At 60.9% G+C, this 14,438-nt stretch carries 13 protein-coding genes; 9 read left to right on the plus strand and 4 right to left on the minus strand.

Annotated features, from left to right (window positions below):
* Window positions 1-415: 415 nt before the first annotated feature.
* The 4 genes from Q0M35_RS04005 (at window position 416) to Q0M35_RS04020 (ending at window position 3,421) form a co-directional block, all read left to right on the plus strand.
* Complete coding sequence (locus Q0M35_RS04005; RefSeq protein ID WP_295312832.1) at window positions 416-787, plus strand: helix-turn-helix transcriptional regulator; 372 nt, start codon at window positions 416-418, stop codon at window positions 785-787.
* Window positions 788-849: 62 nt separating this feature from the next.
* Window positions 850-1,665, plus strand: a complete 816-nt coding sequence (gene hisN / locus Q0M35_RS04010; RefSeq protein ID WP_295312848.1) for a histidinol-phosphatase — start codon at window positions 850-852, stop codon at window positions 1,663-1,665.
* Window positions 1,662-3,002 (plus strand): 8-oxoguanine deaminase, encoded by a 1,341-nt coding sequence (locus tag Q0M35_RS04015; RefSeq protein WP_295312855.1) that lies wholly within the window; start codon window positions 1,662-1,664, stop codon window positions 3,000-3,002. Before hisN ends, Q0M35_RS04015 begins: the two co-directional genes overlap by 4 nt.
* Complete coding sequence (locus Q0M35_RS04020; protein ID WP_366519636.1) at window positions 2,999-3,421, plus strand: CAP domain-containing protein; 423 nt, start codon at window positions 2,999-3,001, stop codon at window positions 3,419-3,421. The genes Q0M35_RS04015 and Q0M35_RS04020 overlap by 4 nt, the downstream gene beginning before the upstream one ends.
* 1 nt (window position 3,422) lies before the next feature.
* Here the strand turns inward: Q0M35_RS04020 and guaD are convergent, their stop codons facing one another.
* Entirely contained in the window at window positions 3,423-4,721 is a 1,299-nt protein-coding gene (gene guaD, locus Q0M35_RS04025; protein WP_295312861.1) for a guanine deaminase, read from the minus strand.
* 104 nt (window positions 4,722-4,825) lie between these two features.
* Between guaD and mgtE the strand changes: the two genes are divergently transcribed.
* Both mgtE and Q0M35_RS04035 read left to right on the plus strand, forming a co-directional pair.
* The gene (gene mgtE, locus Q0M35_RS04030; RefSeq protein WP_295312876.1) at window positions 4,826-6,217 is read left to right on the plus strand and encodes a magnesium transporter; all 1,392 of its coding nucleotides are present in this window, start codon (window positions 4,826-4,828) and stop codon (window positions 6,215-6,217) included.
* An 8-nt stretch (window positions 6,218-6,225) separates the two neighbouring features.
* Window positions 6,226-6,780 carry a 5-formyltetrahydrofolate cyclo-ligase gene (locus tag Q0M35_RS04035; RefSeq protein WP_295312883.1) on the plus strand — a complete coding sequence of 185 codons (555 nt, stop codon included), beginning with the start codon at window positions 6,226-6,228 and terminating at the stop codon, window positions 6,778-6,780.
* Here Q0M35_RS04035 and Q0M35_RS04040 read toward each other — a convergent pair.
* Entirely contained in the window at window positions 6,777-7,619 is an 843-nt protein-coding gene (locus Q0M35_RS04040; protein ID WP_295312891.1) for an SDR family NAD(P)-dependent oxidoreductase, read from the minus strand. The two genes, Q0M35_RS04035 and Q0M35_RS04040, sit on opposite strands and share 4 nt — an antisense overlap.
* Before the next feature lie 119 nt (window positions 7,620-7,738).
* Between Q0M35_RS04040 and Q0M35_RS04045 the strand changes: the two genes are divergently transcribed.
* From Q0M35_RS04045 to Q0M35_RS04055, 3 genes are read left to right on the plus strand one after another with little or no spacing between them, the layout of a single operon-like run.
* Window positions 7,739-8,551, plus strand: coding sequence for a TIGR00282 family metallophosphoesterase (locus Q0M35_RS04045; RefSeq protein WP_295312898.1), 813 nt, complete (start codon window positions 7,739-7,741; stop codon window positions 8,549-8,551).
* A complete protein-coding gene (locus Q0M35_RS04050) occupies window positions 8,548-9,462 on the plus strand; it encodes a DMT family transporter (RefSeq protein ID WP_295312905.1) in 915 nt (304 codons plus the stop codon). Before Q0M35_RS04045 ends, Q0M35_RS04050 begins: the two co-directional genes overlap by 4 nt.
* A gap of 48 nt (window positions 9,463-9,510) precedes the next feature.
* Complete coding sequence (locus Q0M35_RS04055; RefSeq protein ID WP_295312907.1) at window positions 9,511-11,292, plus strand: SLC13 family permease; 1,782 nt, start codon at window positions 9,511-9,513, stop codon at window positions 11,290-11,292.
* Here the strand turns inward: Q0M35_RS04055 and Q0M35_RS04060 are convergent.
* Both Q0M35_RS04060 and Q0M35_RS04065 read right to left on the minus strand, forming a co-directional pair.
* On the minus strand, window positions 11,267-11,656 hold the full coding sequence (locus Q0M35_RS04060) for a hypothetical protein (protein WP_295312909.1): 390 nt from the start codon (window positions 11,654-11,656) through the stop codon (window positions 11,267-11,269). The genes Q0M35_RS04055 and Q0M35_RS04060 overlap by 26 nt on opposite strands.
* Before the next feature lie 634 nt (window positions 11,657-12,290).
* A complete protein-coding gene (locus tag Q0M35_RS04065) occupies window positions 12,291-14,063 on the minus strand; it encodes an SLC13 family permease (protein WP_295312911.1) in 1,773 nt (590 codons plus the stop codon).
* Window positions 14,064-14,438 lie beyond the last annotated feature (375 nt).

Below are 14,438 nucleotides of genomic sequence, written 5' to 3' on the forward strand. Positions count from 1 at the left end.
ATCATTCAGAAAAAGGGTTCTGAACCGCCGTTTATATGTGCGATATTGCGGGCATTGGCCTGCATTATCGCACAGTTGACGTAAGGTTGCCTTAAGGACTCAGTATTACTACGGATACAACCTTCAAGTGTACAGAAAGAAACGATAATCAGCAGAAGTGAGGAGATGACCGACGATCTGAGGCTGCTGCAAGCGCTGTTATTGAGACGAAAAATGTCATTTTTTTGCAACAGAACCGGGCGGAAACGGCCTCTGAAACAACGCAACCTTCGGGTGAATTCATGGATTTTTATTGATCCGAGAAAGGTTTTCAATATGATCTGCAATTGTAACAAGTTTGTGGCGGTGCCGTTGTTTTCGGCGATAATCCACCGCCCCGGCCCGGTGTTATCCGGCCAGAAACAGGGAAAACCGAATGGCACATGCCGTAGATGTACATGTAGGTAAGCGTATCCGTCAGCGTCGCTGGCTGGTGGGGATGACACAGCAGAAACTCGCGGAGTGTGTTGGTATCAAATTCCAGCAAATTCAGAAATATGAAACCGGTGCCAACCGGGTAAGCGCCTCCCGGCTCTGGGATATTGCTGATGCACTTGAAGTGGACGTCGCCTTCTTCTTTGAAGGCCTTAAATCAGGTGCACCCGAGAGCCGTGAAACAGATACGGTGCCGGTTGATATGATGGGCGATAAAGAGGCCATGGATCTCGTCCGATCGTATTACGCTATTCCTGAAAATCAGCGCCGGCGCCTCTTTGAACTTGCCCGGGTGCTCAGCGACGTCGCCTGAGGCGCCGCTGAAGCTGCGCTTGAGGCTTGCAGGGTCCGGGCGCGGGTGGCAGGTATCGGTGTATGACATCTGCTGACAAGTCTCTTCACGACGTAAAGGATACAGACCGCGTGGCGCAGCTTCTTGCTGATGCTGCGCGAGAAACGATCCTGCCGTTCTTTCGCAAAAGCGGACTGGCCTCCGATAATAAGCTTACCGACGGATTTGATCCGGTCACCGAAGCAGACCGGGCGGCGGAGCGTGCCATGCGGGATATTCTCGCACGGGAACGCCCTGACGATGCAATACTTGGTGAGGAATACGGCACATCGTCCGGAACGAGCGGTCTGACCTGGGTCCTTGATCCGATTGACGGCACCCGCGGGTTCATCAGCGGTACACCGACGTGGGGTGTTCTGATCGCGTGCTCGGATGAGGAAGGTCCCTTCTACGGCCTGATCGACCAGCCCTATATCGGTGAGCGGTTTACCGGCACCGGAGGCATCGCACAGATGACGGGCCCACAGGGATCCGTCAGTCTGCGCACCCTTCCGCCGCGCGGGCTGGCGCAGGCGACCGTCTTCACAACTTTTCCGGAGGTCGGGTCCGAAGACGAAGGCGCTGCATTCCGGGCGGTTGCGAGGCAGGCGCGTCTCACGCGGTATGGCATGGACTGCTATGCTTATGCTCTTCTTGCGGCGGGTCAGATTGACCTCGTGATTGAGGCTGGCCTCAACCACTATGATATTCAGGCGCCCGTGGCACTCATTACGGCGGCAGGTGGCATGGTTACGGACTGGCAGGGCGGTCCCGCTCATAACGGGGGCCGGGCGCTCGCGGCCGCGAACCCGCAGATCCATGCGGAAGCGCTGGCCATTCTGAAAGACGCACCGCTGTGAGCAGCCTGATCCTGCGCGGTGCAGCACATCTTATCACTATGGATTCCACCCGCCGGGTCCTGCAGAATGCCGACCTTGTCATTCGTGACGGTGTGATCGCGGAAGTGGGCCCGGAAAACGCAGATGGTCTGCCCGTCACCGATGTCTCGGGGTGCCTTGTCACACCGGGCCTCGTGAACACGCACCACCATCTTTATCAAACGCTGACCCGGGCCGTACCAGCTGGTCAGAACGCGCTTCTTTTCGGCTGGTTACAGGCGCTGTATCCGATCTGGGCGAAGTTTACGCCAGATCATTTCTTCACTTCGGCTCAGGTGGGGATGGCCGAACTGGCGCTTTCGGGATGCACGCTGACCTCCGACCATCTGTACCTGTACCCCAACGGGGCACGTCTTGATGATACGATCCACGCGGCGGCGGAAACCGGCCTCAGATTCCAGCCGACGCGCGGAGCAATGAGCATCGGTGTATCTGCCGGCGGCCTGCCGCCCGATGATCTGACAGAAACCGAAACTGCGGTGCTCGAAGACTGTATCCGTGTCATCGACGCCTTTCACGATCCGTCGCCCGGGTCGATGTGCCGGGTTGGTGTCGCGCCCTGTTCACCTTTCTCGGTGAGCCGTGAGCTGATGCGCGATGCTGCCCTCCTTGCGCGCGACAAGGGCGTGATGATGCACACGCATCTTGCTGAAAACGAAGAGGATATTGCTTATTCCCTGGCGCAGTTCGGGTGCAGGCCCGGACAATATGCCGAAGAACTGGGCTGGGTCGGACCGGATGTCTGGCATGCGCATTGTGTGCGCCTCGATCCCGAAGAAATTGCGCTTTTCGCGCGTACGGGCACAGGTGTGGCGCATTGCCCCTGCTCCAACTGCCGGCTCGGGAGCGGCATAGCGCCGGTGCGGGCCATTCGCGATGCGGGCGTGCCTGTCGGCCTCGGCGTCGACGGGTCGGCAAGCAACGACGCCGGTAATCTTGTCGCCGAAGCGCGCCAGGCGATGTTGCTGCAGCGCGTGGCGCGGGGCGCGGACGCCATGAGTCCCGGCGAGGCGCTGGAGATTGCAACACGCGGCGGTGCCGATATCCTCGGGCGCCCGGAGTGCGGCCGGCTCGAGGTGGGCGCCCGCGCAGATATTGCGGTCTGGGATGTTTCCGGTATCGAAAGTGCGGGCAGCTGGGATCCGGCGGCGTTGCTGCTTGCCGGGCCGCATACCGTGCGCGATCTTTTTGTCGAGGGACGCGAAGTCGTGCGCGGCGGGCAATTGACGACGCTTGACCTTGCCGCGCTGGTACGCAAACAAAACACTATGGCGCGCGGCCTGCAGGAGGCTTTGTGAAGCCCATTGTGACCCTTTTCATTCTGCTTTTGTCGGCGCAGGCACTGTGGGCCGGTGATGAGGCCGTGCGGGTGCTCAACCAGTTCCGCGCTGATCAGGGCCGGGCTGCAATAGGCTGGTCGGACAGGCTGGAACAGGCAGCGGCGGGCCACGCGCGCGACATGCTGGAGAACGGGTTTTTCAGCCATACCGGCAGTGACGGATCCGACATCGGCCAGCGGGTTTCCCGTACCGGCTACAAGTGGTGCTACATTGCCGAAAACATCGCACAGGGGCAGCGCAGCCTTTACGAGGTGATGGACGGGTGGGCGGCTTCTCCGGGTCACCGGCGAAATATGCTGCTGCGCGACGTCCGTGAGTTTGCTCTGGTTGAAGGACCCGGGCGGTTCTGGGTGATGGTGCTGGCGCAGCCCTGTTAGATCAGCGGTCTGACTGGCGCATCCCGCCTGTCCAGACGTCAGCGATTGCGCGATCATCTCCCATCATAAGCGTCGGAAAAACAGCCTCCCAGATATCCTCCGCACGGGCATGGCGTTGCGCAATTGCGGGTGTCGACGCAAGGTCGAGCACTGTGAGATCGGCCTCCAGGCCTGGAGCGATCCGCCCTATGCGATCATCAAGATGCAGGCTTCGTGCGGAGCCCGCCGTCGCCAGCCACAAAAGCTGCGCCGGGTGCAGCGCGGTGCCGCGCAACTGGGAAATTTCGTATGTCGCAGCCATTGTGCGCAGCATCGAAAAGGACGACCCGCCCCCCGTATCGGTTGCCAGCCCCAGTGGTATTCCCCGTGCCGCAAGGCCTGCGACATCCATCAGTCCCGAGCCGATGAACGTGTTGGATGTCGGGCAATGCACAAGTGCGGCACCGGTCCCGGCAATCCGGTCAGTTTCGCGCGCTTCCAGATGGATGGCGTGGCCGTATACGCCACGCGCACCAAGAAGCCCGTGGGCCTCATAGGTGTCCAGATAATCGCGTGCCTGCGGAAAGAGGCCCTTTACCCATTCAATCTCCGCGGGCTGCTCTGACAGATGCGTCTGCATCAGGCAGTCCGGATGCTCCGCCCACAGCGCACCAAGCGCTGAAAGCTGGTCCGGCGTCGAGGTGGGCGAAAACCTCGGCGTGATCGCATAGGCGAGACGCCTCTTGCCGTGCCACCTCTCAATCAGCCTCTTGCTGTCGTCATATGCGGATTGAGCGGTATCCCGAAGGTCCGGCGGCGCGTTACGGTCCATACAGGTTTTGCCGGCCACAACCCGCAGTCCGCGCACCAGAGCTGCCTCAAAGAACGCATCCACGCTGTGCGGATGGATGGTGCAGTAGGATGCAACGGTGGTGGTCCCGTGTGCGAGGGTAAGATCGAGGTACCGGTCTGCAGTCTGACGCGCAAAATCCGGATCACTCAGCCGCATTTCCTCAGGGAAAGTATAGGTATTCAGCCAGTCGATCAGCTGTTTGCCCCAGCTCGCGATGATGGCGGTCTGCGGGTAATGCACATGCGCGTCTATAAACCCCGGGCAGATCAGATGACCGCCGTAGTCTGTCACGCAGGCATCCGGATGACGGGCGCGCAGGTCGTCGGCGTCTCCGGTTTCGGCGACCTTTCCGTCACGCAGCAGCACGCCGCCCCGGGTATTAATCGAAATAACCTCGTCATGCGGGACGAGAAACGGGTTTCCGGTGGCCCCGAAGGTCATTCCCAGAAGGAGATTGGTGCTGCTCATGGTTCCTTTTTAGGCGCAGTCAGAGGTCAGGGCAACGTCAGAGCCGGGGGCCATTGTATCCGTCATGGCCGGCCCCTATTGTCTGGCAAAAGAGGAGGCGCGGCATGTCGGACGAGACCGGGCAGATCGAAGCGGAGGTGGAAGACGAGGCCTATCTTCTGGGCCCTAAAGCAATCGCAGCCATCCTTTACGCCGTTGATATCGAGGATCGCGAAAAGCTCACTGAGCTGATGGAGCCGCTGCATGCGGCCGACATCGCTGACCTTCTTGAACAGATTAATGCCTTTGACCGGACGCGGCTTATCCGCCTGTACGACCGGGAGTTTGACGGTGAGATCCTGTCAGAACTGGATGAGGCGATCCGCGAAGAGGTCATTTCGGTTCTGACGCCGCAGGTGCTGAACCAGGCGATCCGCGACATGGATAGCGACGATGTCGTCGATCTTGTTGAGGATCTTGCAGGCGAACAGCAGGAAGCCATTCTCGAAGCGCTTGAAGATGCCGACCGCGTTGCGGTGCGCCAGGCGCTGGGCTATCCGGAGTATTCAGCCGGGCGTCTGATGCAGCGCGAAGTCGTCATGGCGCCTGAGCACTGGACCGTGGGTGAGGCGATTGATTTTCTGCGCGCCACACCGGAAGAAGAGCTCCCTGACCAGTTTTATCATATCGTCATCGTTGATCCGCGCCTGCACCCGGTAGGCAACGTGACCCTTGGCAAGCTGATGCGCTCCAAAAGAGCCACAAAGCTTATGGATCTGAAGGAAGAAACCTTTCGCGTCATTCCCGCGACGCAGGAAGAATCCGATGTCGCTTATGCTTTCAACCAGTATCACCTGATTTCAGCACCTGTCGTTGACGACGAGGGCAGACTGATCGGGGTGATTACAATCGATGACGCGATGGCCGTGCTGGATGAAGAGCACGAAGAAGATATCCTGCGGCTCGCCGGCGTCGGCGAGGGCTCTTTGTCGGACCGTGTGGTCGAGACCACAAAACAGCGTCTGCCCTGGCTTGCGGTCAATCTGGTGACGGCAATTGCCGCCTCGCTGGTGATCGCGCAGTTTGAAGTGGCGCTGGCGCAGATTGTGGCGCTCGCCGTTCTGATGCCGATCGTGGCCTCGATGGGGGGCAATGCCGGCACCCAGTCGCTGACTGTGGCGGTGCGTGCGATTGCAACCAAGGACCTGACCGGTGCCAACGTCTGGCGCGTGATCCGGCGGGAAGTGCTGGTGGGGCTGATCAACGGGCTGATTTTTGCGGTGATCATGGGTATCGTCGGCTTTATCTGGTTCGGCTCGCCGCAACTGGGTTATGTCATTGCCACGGCCATGGTGATCAATCTGGTCGTGGCGGGGCTCGCCGGTACGGTAATCCCGGTCATTCTGGAGCGCGTGGGTGTCGACCCGGCCCTGGCCTCAGGCGCTTTTGTGACGACGGTGACGGATGTGGTTGGTTTCTTTGCCTTTCTCGGGCTGGCGGTGCTGGTGCTGTTGTGACGGCGGATATGGCCGCGATCAAAGCCACCGCGCGACAAGAGGGTTTTGCCCGCCGCAAAGCGGCCCACGCGATTGATACCGGCACGGGGGCTGCGCGCCTATCTGAACTGCTCGCCGGTTATCGCGGCGTGCCGCTGGCGGGGTATATGGCGATCCGGACAGAGATCGATCCACGGCCCGCGATGGAAGAGGCCAGCGCTCACGGTCCGGTCGGGGTGCCTGTGATTACAGGGGCAGGCGAGCCGCTGCTCTTTGCCCGCTGGGAGCCGGATACCGTGATGATCAAAGGTGCCTTCGGGGCTGTGATCCCCGCAGACTGCGACTATTTCGAGCCGGAAATCCTGATCGTGCCGCTGGTCGCGTTCGATCTGCAGGGCGGGCGCCTGGGCTATGGTGGCGGGTACTATGACCGGACGCTTGAACAGTTGCGCGCGCGCCGGGCTACACTGGCCGTCGGATTTGCCTATACAGCTCAGCAGGCGAATGGCCTGCCGCTGGAGCCGACCGACCAGCCGCTTGATCTGATTGTCACCGAGCGGGACGTGATTGATCTGCGGGCTTAAGCCCCGGCATCTTTTTCAAACTCTGCAAACTGCGCGGCCCAGTCCGGATGCCAGCGCGACAGGGCAGGCCGGTTTTCGGTAACATCACCGGCAGACCAGAGCACCCGTCGCGCATCAAGTGCCGGGGTCACACTGTTGTCGGGACAAAGGACATAGAAATCTCCGTTCGCGATCCGGTCAAAGAGCCAGTCCACGCATTCCTCACTGGTCCAGGCCGCTGGCGGCTTTTCAGGCATTATCTGCGCAATCATCCCTGTATAGGTGAAGCCCGGCACAAAAAGATGCACATCTACCAGCGCGCCGGCTTCGCGAAGTTCATGAGCGAGCTGTTCGGTCAGCACCTTTACCGCAGCCTTGCTGACGTTATAAGCCGGATTTCCGGGCGGGGTAGTGATCCCCTGTTTGGAGCCTGTGTTGATAATGGCGGCGGGTCGGTCGGCTGCGATCAGGCGGGGCACGAATGACTGAACGCCGTTCAGGATGCCGTAGAAATTCACATCGATAATCTGTCGCCAGGCGTCACTGATTTCGAGCGTGCTGCTGGGCATCGCAATGCCTGCATTGTTCATCAGCACGGCGACCGGCCCCATTGCGAACGCCTGATCAGCAAGGGCACCGAGATCCTCAGCACGGGCGACATCTGTCACGGCGGTTTCAACGCGCTGGTTGTCTGCGCGCAGCGAGGCGGCCGCTTTACCCAATGCATCCGCGCTGATATCTGCAAGCAACAGGTCAAACCCGCGTTGTGCCAGGTACCGGGCTGCCGCAAGGCCCACACCGCTTGCGCCGCCGGTGATGACGGCCACGCCGCCTGCGTCTTCAATCTGCTTCCAGGTCATATTTATCATCCTGTTCCACCGGCCGGACCGGTCCGGTTGTTCTGTTGGTGATGCGCCGCGCAAGGCTCGAGCATCTTTTCCCTTGCCGTGGATGCCTGGCCGCCCTACCCATCCTCCTCATGAAAATTCTGTTCCTTGGTGATGTGATGGGGCGCGCGGGCCGCCGTGCCGTGTGCGAAAATCTGGCACGGCTGCGCGATGCGTGGAAGCTCGATTTTATCGTTGTGAACGCGGAAAACGCAACATCGGGCATGGGGCTTTCGGCCGCCCATGCTCAGGCGTTGCTGGAGGCCGGTGCAGATTGCCTGACGCTCGGGGATCATGCCTTTGATCAGAAGGACATGCTCCGGTTCATCGAACAGGAACCGCGCATCATCCGGCCGCTGAACTTCTCAAGGGCAGCGCCCGGCAAGGGCGCGCGGCTTTTCTCCGCGCGCAACGGCCGCAAGGTACTGGTGGCTCAGGCGCTGGGTCAGGTGTTCATGAAACGGCCCTTTGACGATCCGTTTTCGGCGCTGGAGCCAGTGCTGAAGTCCCACCCGCCCGGCGGGCTGGCCCACGCAATCCTGGTTGATTTCCACTGTGAAGCGACATCGGAAAAGATGGCGATGGGCCATTTTTGCGATGGCCGCGCGAGCCTTGTTGTGGGCACCCACACGCATGTGCCCACCGCGGACGCAATGATTCTGGCGCGGGGCACCGGCTATCTGACCGATGCGGGGATGTGCGGCGATTATAATTCGGTGATCGGCATGGAAAAACAGGAACCGCTGCGGCGCTTTCTGACCGGGATGCCCAAAGAGCGTTTTACGCCCGCAACCGGTGATGCGACCCTCTCGGGTGTTTATGTCGAAACTGACGACCGGACCGGCATGGCGACCAGGATTGTGATGGTGCGTGACGGAGGCCTGCTGCAGGCCGCGGCCCCGTGACAGGCCACAGCCGTCGGGAGGCCGCGTTCTTCATCGCCGTTCTCATAATCATGGGCGCGGGCTGGGGGATCACCCTGCCACTGACCAAGATCGCCGTGTCCACCGGATATCAGCATTTCGGCCTGATTTTCTGGCAGCTGGTGATCGGCGCGGTGCTGATGTCGGTGATCGGGCTGATCCGCGGCACCAGGCTGCCCGTGACGCGCCCGCAACTGGCCATTTGCCTGATGGTGCTGATGATCGGGACGGTGCTGCCCAACACGACCTCCTATCAGGCAGCGGTGCATCTACCTTCGGGGGTCTTGTCGCTGCTGCTTTCGATGGTGCCAATGCTGGCCTTTCCGGTCGCACTGGCCATGGGGCTTGACCGGTTTTCCCTGCCGCGCCTCGCTGGTCTGAGCCTCGGGCTTGCCGGTGTTCTGATAATTGCCGTGCCCGGCGCACAGGCCATGAACCTGTCGGTTTTCTGGATCATCGTCGCGCTGATTGCCAGTCTTTGTTATGGCCTTGAAGGCAACCTTGTGGCGAGGTTCGGCACCGCCGGTCTTGACGCTTTTCAGGTTCTTTACGGTGCTTCGCTGATGGGGGCGGTGATCATGCTGCCAGTGGCCGTCGTGACCGGACAGTGGATACCGCCTGCCGCAGCGTTCACCCCCGAAGGCAAGGCGCTGATCGCGGGGTCTGCGATCCATGTGCTGGTCTATGCCGGATACGTGTGGATGGTGGGCCGTGCGGGTCCGGTCTATGCGGTGCAGGTCAGCTATCTGGTGACCGGTTTTGGCGTCTTCTGGGCAAAACTTATTCTCGGCGAGACCTATTCGCCGGGGATCTGGGCGGCAATGGCGCTGATGTTTGCGGGGATCTGGCTGGTACAGCCGCGTCGCAAAAGCGATCTTGTGGCCGACGGATAATAGCGCAACAGTGGAGCCTGTGCGCATATCCTTCAGGACACCCCGCCATTGACCCCGCTGATTGAGCTTTCTCAGACCACCGGCGCTCTTGTAACCCTCGGGGTCGTCGCGGTGATGTTCACGCTTTTTGTGCGTGAAACCTATCCCACAGAGGTCGTGGCGATCGCGGGTGCTGCGCTGATGCTGGCGCTGGGAGTATTGCCCTATGACAATGCGCTTGCGGTTTTGTCCAACCCGGCGCCCTGGACTATCGCTGCGATGTTCATTGTGATGGGGGCACTGGTGCGTACCGGTGCGCTTGTGGTGCTGACCAATCTTGCCGAACGCTATGCCCGGACGCATCCGCGATCCGCCGTGGCCGGCGTGATTTTGTCGGTCATGGGGGCCTCGGCGATTATGAACAACACGCCTGTTGTCGTTGTGATGATCCCGGTGGTCGTACAGCTGTCGCGTACGCTCGGGACGAAAGCCTCAAAGCTGCTCATCCCGCTGTCTTATGCCGCGATCATGGGGGGGTCTCTTACGCTGATCGGGACATCGACCAACCTGCTGGTGGACGGTGTGGCCCGTGCAGAGGGGCTTGCGCCGTTTTCGATCTTTGAGATCATGCCGATCGGGCTGGTGGTCTGCGCCTGGGGACTTTTGTATATGACGGTGCTGGGACCGCGGTTGCTGCCCGAGCGTGACAGCATGGCGACGATGCTCTCTGACCCCTCACAAAAGAAGTTTTTCACTGAAGTCGTCATCCCGCCCGAGAGCAGCCTGATCGACAGTGAGGCACTGGACGTGCCGCTCTTCAAGCGGGACGGGGTACGGCTGGTTGATGTGGTGCGCGGTGACAATTCATTGCGGCGCAATCTTAAGGCGGTGACCCTGAAAACCGGTGACCGAGTTGTGCTGCGCACCCGGATGACCGAACTGCTGAGCCTGCAGAGCAGTAAAGATGTGCGCCCCGTGGATCAGGTATCCTCTGTTGAAACCGCGACCGTCGAGGTGCTGATTACACCGGGGTGTAAAATGATCGGGCGCAACCTGGGCTCGCTGCGCCTGCGCCGGCGTTACGGCGTCTATACGCTTGCGGTGCACCGCCGCAATCAGAACATCGGCCGGCAGCTCGAAGATCTCGTGGTGCGCGTCGGGGATACGTTGCTGCTTGAGGGCGCTCCGGAGGATATTCAGCGGCTGGCAACCGATATGGACATGGTCGATGTGGCCGCACCCACGGCGCGCGCTTACCGCCGGCGGCATGCGCCCGTCGCAATCGCGGCCCTTGTGGCGATTGTGGCACTGGCGGCGCTGGATGTGGCACCCATTCTGTTGCTTGCGGTCCTCGCGGTAGCGCTGGTTCTCGTGACCGGTTGCATTGATGCAGATGAGGCGTTTTCGTTTGTCGACGGTCGTCTGCTGGCGCTGATTTTCGCTATGCTGGCTGTGGGGGCGGCGCTGCAGCATTCGGGCGCGGTTGCCCTGATTGTGGACGCTGTATCGCCTGGCCTGCAGTTTTTGCCGCCGCCCGTCGTGGTGCTGGTGATGTTCGTGATGACCTCGACACTGACGGAGCTGGTGTCCAACAATGCCGTCGCGGTCATCATGACGCCGCTGGCCATCGGACTCGGACTGGCGTTGGGGCTTGACCCGAGACCACTTGTTGTCGCGGTCATGATCGCGGCGTCCTGTGCATTCGCCACGCCCATCGGGTATCAGACGAATACGCTTGTTTACGGGCCAGGCGGCTACCGGTTCACTGATTTTATCAGGGTGGGCCTGCCGCTCAATCTGTCCATGGCGGTACTGGTTTCGTTTATCATTCCGCTGATCTGGCCGCTTTAAGGGGCAGGGTGCCTGTCCGGCCTTCGCGACCGATGACCTGTTCGCCGAACTGCATGGCGCTTCCTGACTGTACTTCCATTGCCCAGCGGGCGGCCACGAGGTGGTGGGTGCCGGTCTCCCATCCCGACGCGTCGCGCTGAAGACGCTTGCGCCAGGCACCTTCGACCCGCACAGGCAGGCGGACGCTGTCGGGGGGAATTTCCTGCCCGGGCCTAAGCCTTCGTGCCTCGGCGATGAGGCTGCGCAAACGCCGCTCCATCGGGATCGCATCCCGTGTGCGGCGGCCGGCAAAGAGCACATCTATCTCGTATTTCTCGTCGACGAAGCCGCGCACAACCAGATCGCCGCGATCGTTGCGACGCATCTGAGGTGTCAGCCGGACGATTACATCACACAGCGCATTGCGGAAAAGCCCTGCGTCTTCGTACTCTGCCGTAACTTCATGCGCGGGCTTGCGGCGGTGACGTGAAGCCCCGGCACGGGCAGGTGGCTGAGGGCGATAAAGGGTCAGGGCAGGGCCTCCGGTTTCGGAAAATACAGTAGCGCGGATATCTTAAAGAAGCGTTGTCGAAGCCTGTGCAACGACCGTTCCGACAACGACCATGCCGCTATGCGGCAAGCGTGCCTCTGGTCTACCTGATAGCGCGTTGCCCAAGCGCATGAGAGATCACACATTAACGGTATCAGCAGATGTTACTGACGAAGGGTAAAGCCGATGATACCGATTGTTCGCTGCATCACAGCCGCCGGTGTAAAGCGCGTCCGGTTCAACCGCACTTACAACGAGTTGCGCCGGGTGCACCCTGGCGCAGTCCGGGGCCCTTGTATTCTCCCAATTAGCACTGATAAGCGCATATTCCGGTGTCTCCGGAGGCTGAGACCTGATCCGACCCCGCCGGACCGGCACACACAAGCGCCGGGTCCGGTTCCGGCCAGTCCGGAGCATAAAGCCGGCAAAGCAAGCCCGCGTCACTTTGCCGGTCAGGACATGCGGCGCTTCAAAGCGGCCAGAAGACCAGTATCGCCGGGATCGATACCGCTACCACGATAATCTCAAGTGGCAGACCCATGCGCCAGTAATCGCTGAACCGGTAACCTCCGGGCCCCAGGATCAGCGTGTTATTCTTGTGTCCGATCGGCGTAAGGAATGCACTTGAGGCCGCCACCGCAACAGCCATCAGAAACGGGTCCGGCGAGACACTCAGCGTCTGGGCCATCTGAATGCCCACAGGTGCCGCAACAATGGTCGTTGCAGTGTTGTTGAGCACATCCGACAACGTCATCGTGACAACCATCAGCACGGTCAGCACCGCCCAGGCCGGAAGACCGCTTGTCCATGTCACCAGCGCGCCGGCAATCAGTTCGGTGCCACCTGATGTCTCAAGGGCGGCCCCGAGGGGGATCATCGAGCCCAGAAGGACGACCACCGGCCAGTTAATGTGGTCGTAAAGCTCGCTCAGCGGCACAATACCGGACAGCACATAGGCCACCACTACGAGCCCCAGAGCCACCGGCAGATAGACAAGACCAAAACTGGCAACCGCAACCGCGCCACCAAAGAGCGCTATGGCGAGCCAGACCTTTCGGTTCTGGGTAACGGCCAGCCCGCGGTCCGCGAGGGGCAGCGCCCCCATCCAGTCGGTCACGTCCGGTCCGGTATTGCGCGGCACCAGCAGCAGCAGAATGTCGCCGGTCATGATACGCGTCTGGCGCAGGTTTTTCGTCAGCCGCCGGCCCTGCCGCGAGATCCCGAGCAGCACAGAGCGCTGCCGCCAGGCAAGACCTGTGGACTGCGCCGTTTTTCCCCGGATGCGGGCATCTTCCGGTACAACGACTTCAATGACCTCGACGCCGTCGCCGTCGGCGCGGAGAAGCTCTTCGCGCTTTGCATCTGCCACGGCCAGATTGAGACTGGTGCGGAACTCATCAAGCGCCTCGGCGGTCGCTTCGAGGACCAGCGCGTCATTGGCGCGGATGATTATGTTGCGCGCCTGGCCATAAAGCCGCTCGCCGTCGCGGATCAGGCCCAGGATGGCGACATCGGCCTTATCTGCGGCTTCGGTGAGTTCCTCGACGCGTTTGCCGATCTGTTTGTTGCCGTCGGGAACGGTGAGTTCGGAGATATACTGCGAGATATCGGTGGTGGGAGCCGAGGCATCCTGTCGTTGCGGGATCAGTCGCCAGCCGACGAAAGAAACAAAGATCAGCCCGGCAATTGCCGCCAGCCCGCCGACAGGCGCGAAATCGAACATGGCAAAGGGCGTGCCCAGCGATTCCTCGCGGATCGCTGCAATGATGATGTTGGGCGGTGTCCCGATGAGTGTTGCCATGCCGCCCAGAATGGTCGCAAAGCTCAGCGGCATCAGGCTCAGGCCCGGCACGCGCCCGGCCTTGCGTGCGGTCTGTATATCCACCGGCATCAGCAGCGCCAGGGCGGCCACGTTATTCATGAAGGCCGAGAGCACACCGCCGATCGCCCCCATCAGGGCAATGTGGCTGCCGAGGCTCCGCGAGGCATCGACCAGCGTGCGCGTGATCAGAAAGACCGCACCTGAACGGACGAGGCCGGCGGATACCACCAGCACGAGGGCCACAATCAGGGTCGCAGGATGACCAAAGCCGGAAAAGGCGTCTTTTGTCGGCACCACCCCCACGACAACGGCAATCATCAGCGCAGAAAACGCAACGATATCATATCGGAAGCGGCCCCAGAGCAAAAGCCCGAACACTGCGCCAAATAGTGTGAAGAGAATGATCTGATCAATGGTCATGCCGCCCGTTGTAGCCGTCTGCCGGGCTCAGGGGGAAGGGGGAATATCGGTGGCGTAAAGAAGCAGGCAGGTATCGGGGGCTTTGGCGTGAACTTTGCGCATCCTGCAGGGCCGGTCAAAAGGGCGCATTCACCCGCTCTTCGGGCAGTGTCTCAAGGTCCGGTTCCAGCGGCGTCCAGGCCGCGGCAACATCATCGCATTCCGGACTGATTATCTGTTCACCGATCTCTCAGTCGCAACCCACCTCTGTCAGACGCACCGCCGGGCCGGTGATGCAACAAGGTGTAGCCGGACTGCTTTAACGGTCAGGAAAACCCGTGCACACCGATGTAAAACTTAAGTGCCGCGACAAGATCACGGACCATAATGCAGGGC

The organism is Roseobacter sp., from assembly GCF_024639605.1.
Lineage (GTDB): Bacteria > Pseudomonadota > Alphaproteobacteria > Rhodobacterales > Rhodobacteraceae > Roseobacter.

Excerpts from the sequence above, each read along its gene's own strand:
- Q0M35_RS04045 (WP_295312898.1), top strand. The coding sequence starts at position 7,739 with ATGAAAATTCTGTTCCTTGGTGATGTGATGGGGCGCGCGGGCCGCCGT.
- hisN (WP_295312848.1), top strand. The coding sequence starts at position 850 with ATGACATCTGCTGACAAGTCTCTTCACGACGTAAAGGATACAGACCGC.
- guaD (WP_295312861.1), bottom strand. The coding sequence starts at position 4,721 with ATGAGCAGCACCAATCTCCTTCTGGGAATGACCTTCGGGGCCACCGGA.
- Q0M35_RS04035 (WP_295312883.1), top strand. The coding sequence starts at position 6,226 with ATGGCCGCGATCAAAGCCACCGCGCGACAAGAGGGTTTTGCCCGCCGC.
- mgtE (WP_295312876.1), top strand. The coding sequence starts at position 4,826 with ATGTCGGACGAGACCGGGCAGATCGAAGCGGAGGTGGAAGACGAGGCC.
- Q0M35_RS04040 (WP_295312891.1), bottom strand. The coding sequence starts at position 7,619 with ATGACCTGGAAGCAGATTGAAGACGCAGGCGGCGTGGCCGTCATCACC.
- Q0M35_RS04005 (WP_295312832.1), top strand. The coding sequence starts at position 416 with ATGGCACATGCCGTAGATGTACATGTAGGTAAGCGTATCCGTCAGCGT.
- Q0M35_RS04060 (WP_295312909.1), bottom strand. The coding sequence starts at position 11,656 with ATGCGTCGCAACGATCGCGGCGATCTGGTTGTGCGCGGCTTCGTCGAC.
- Q0M35_RS04065 (WP_295312911.1), bottom strand. The coding sequence starts at position 14,063 with ATGACCATTGATCAGATCATTCTCTTCACACTATTTGGCGCAGTGTTC.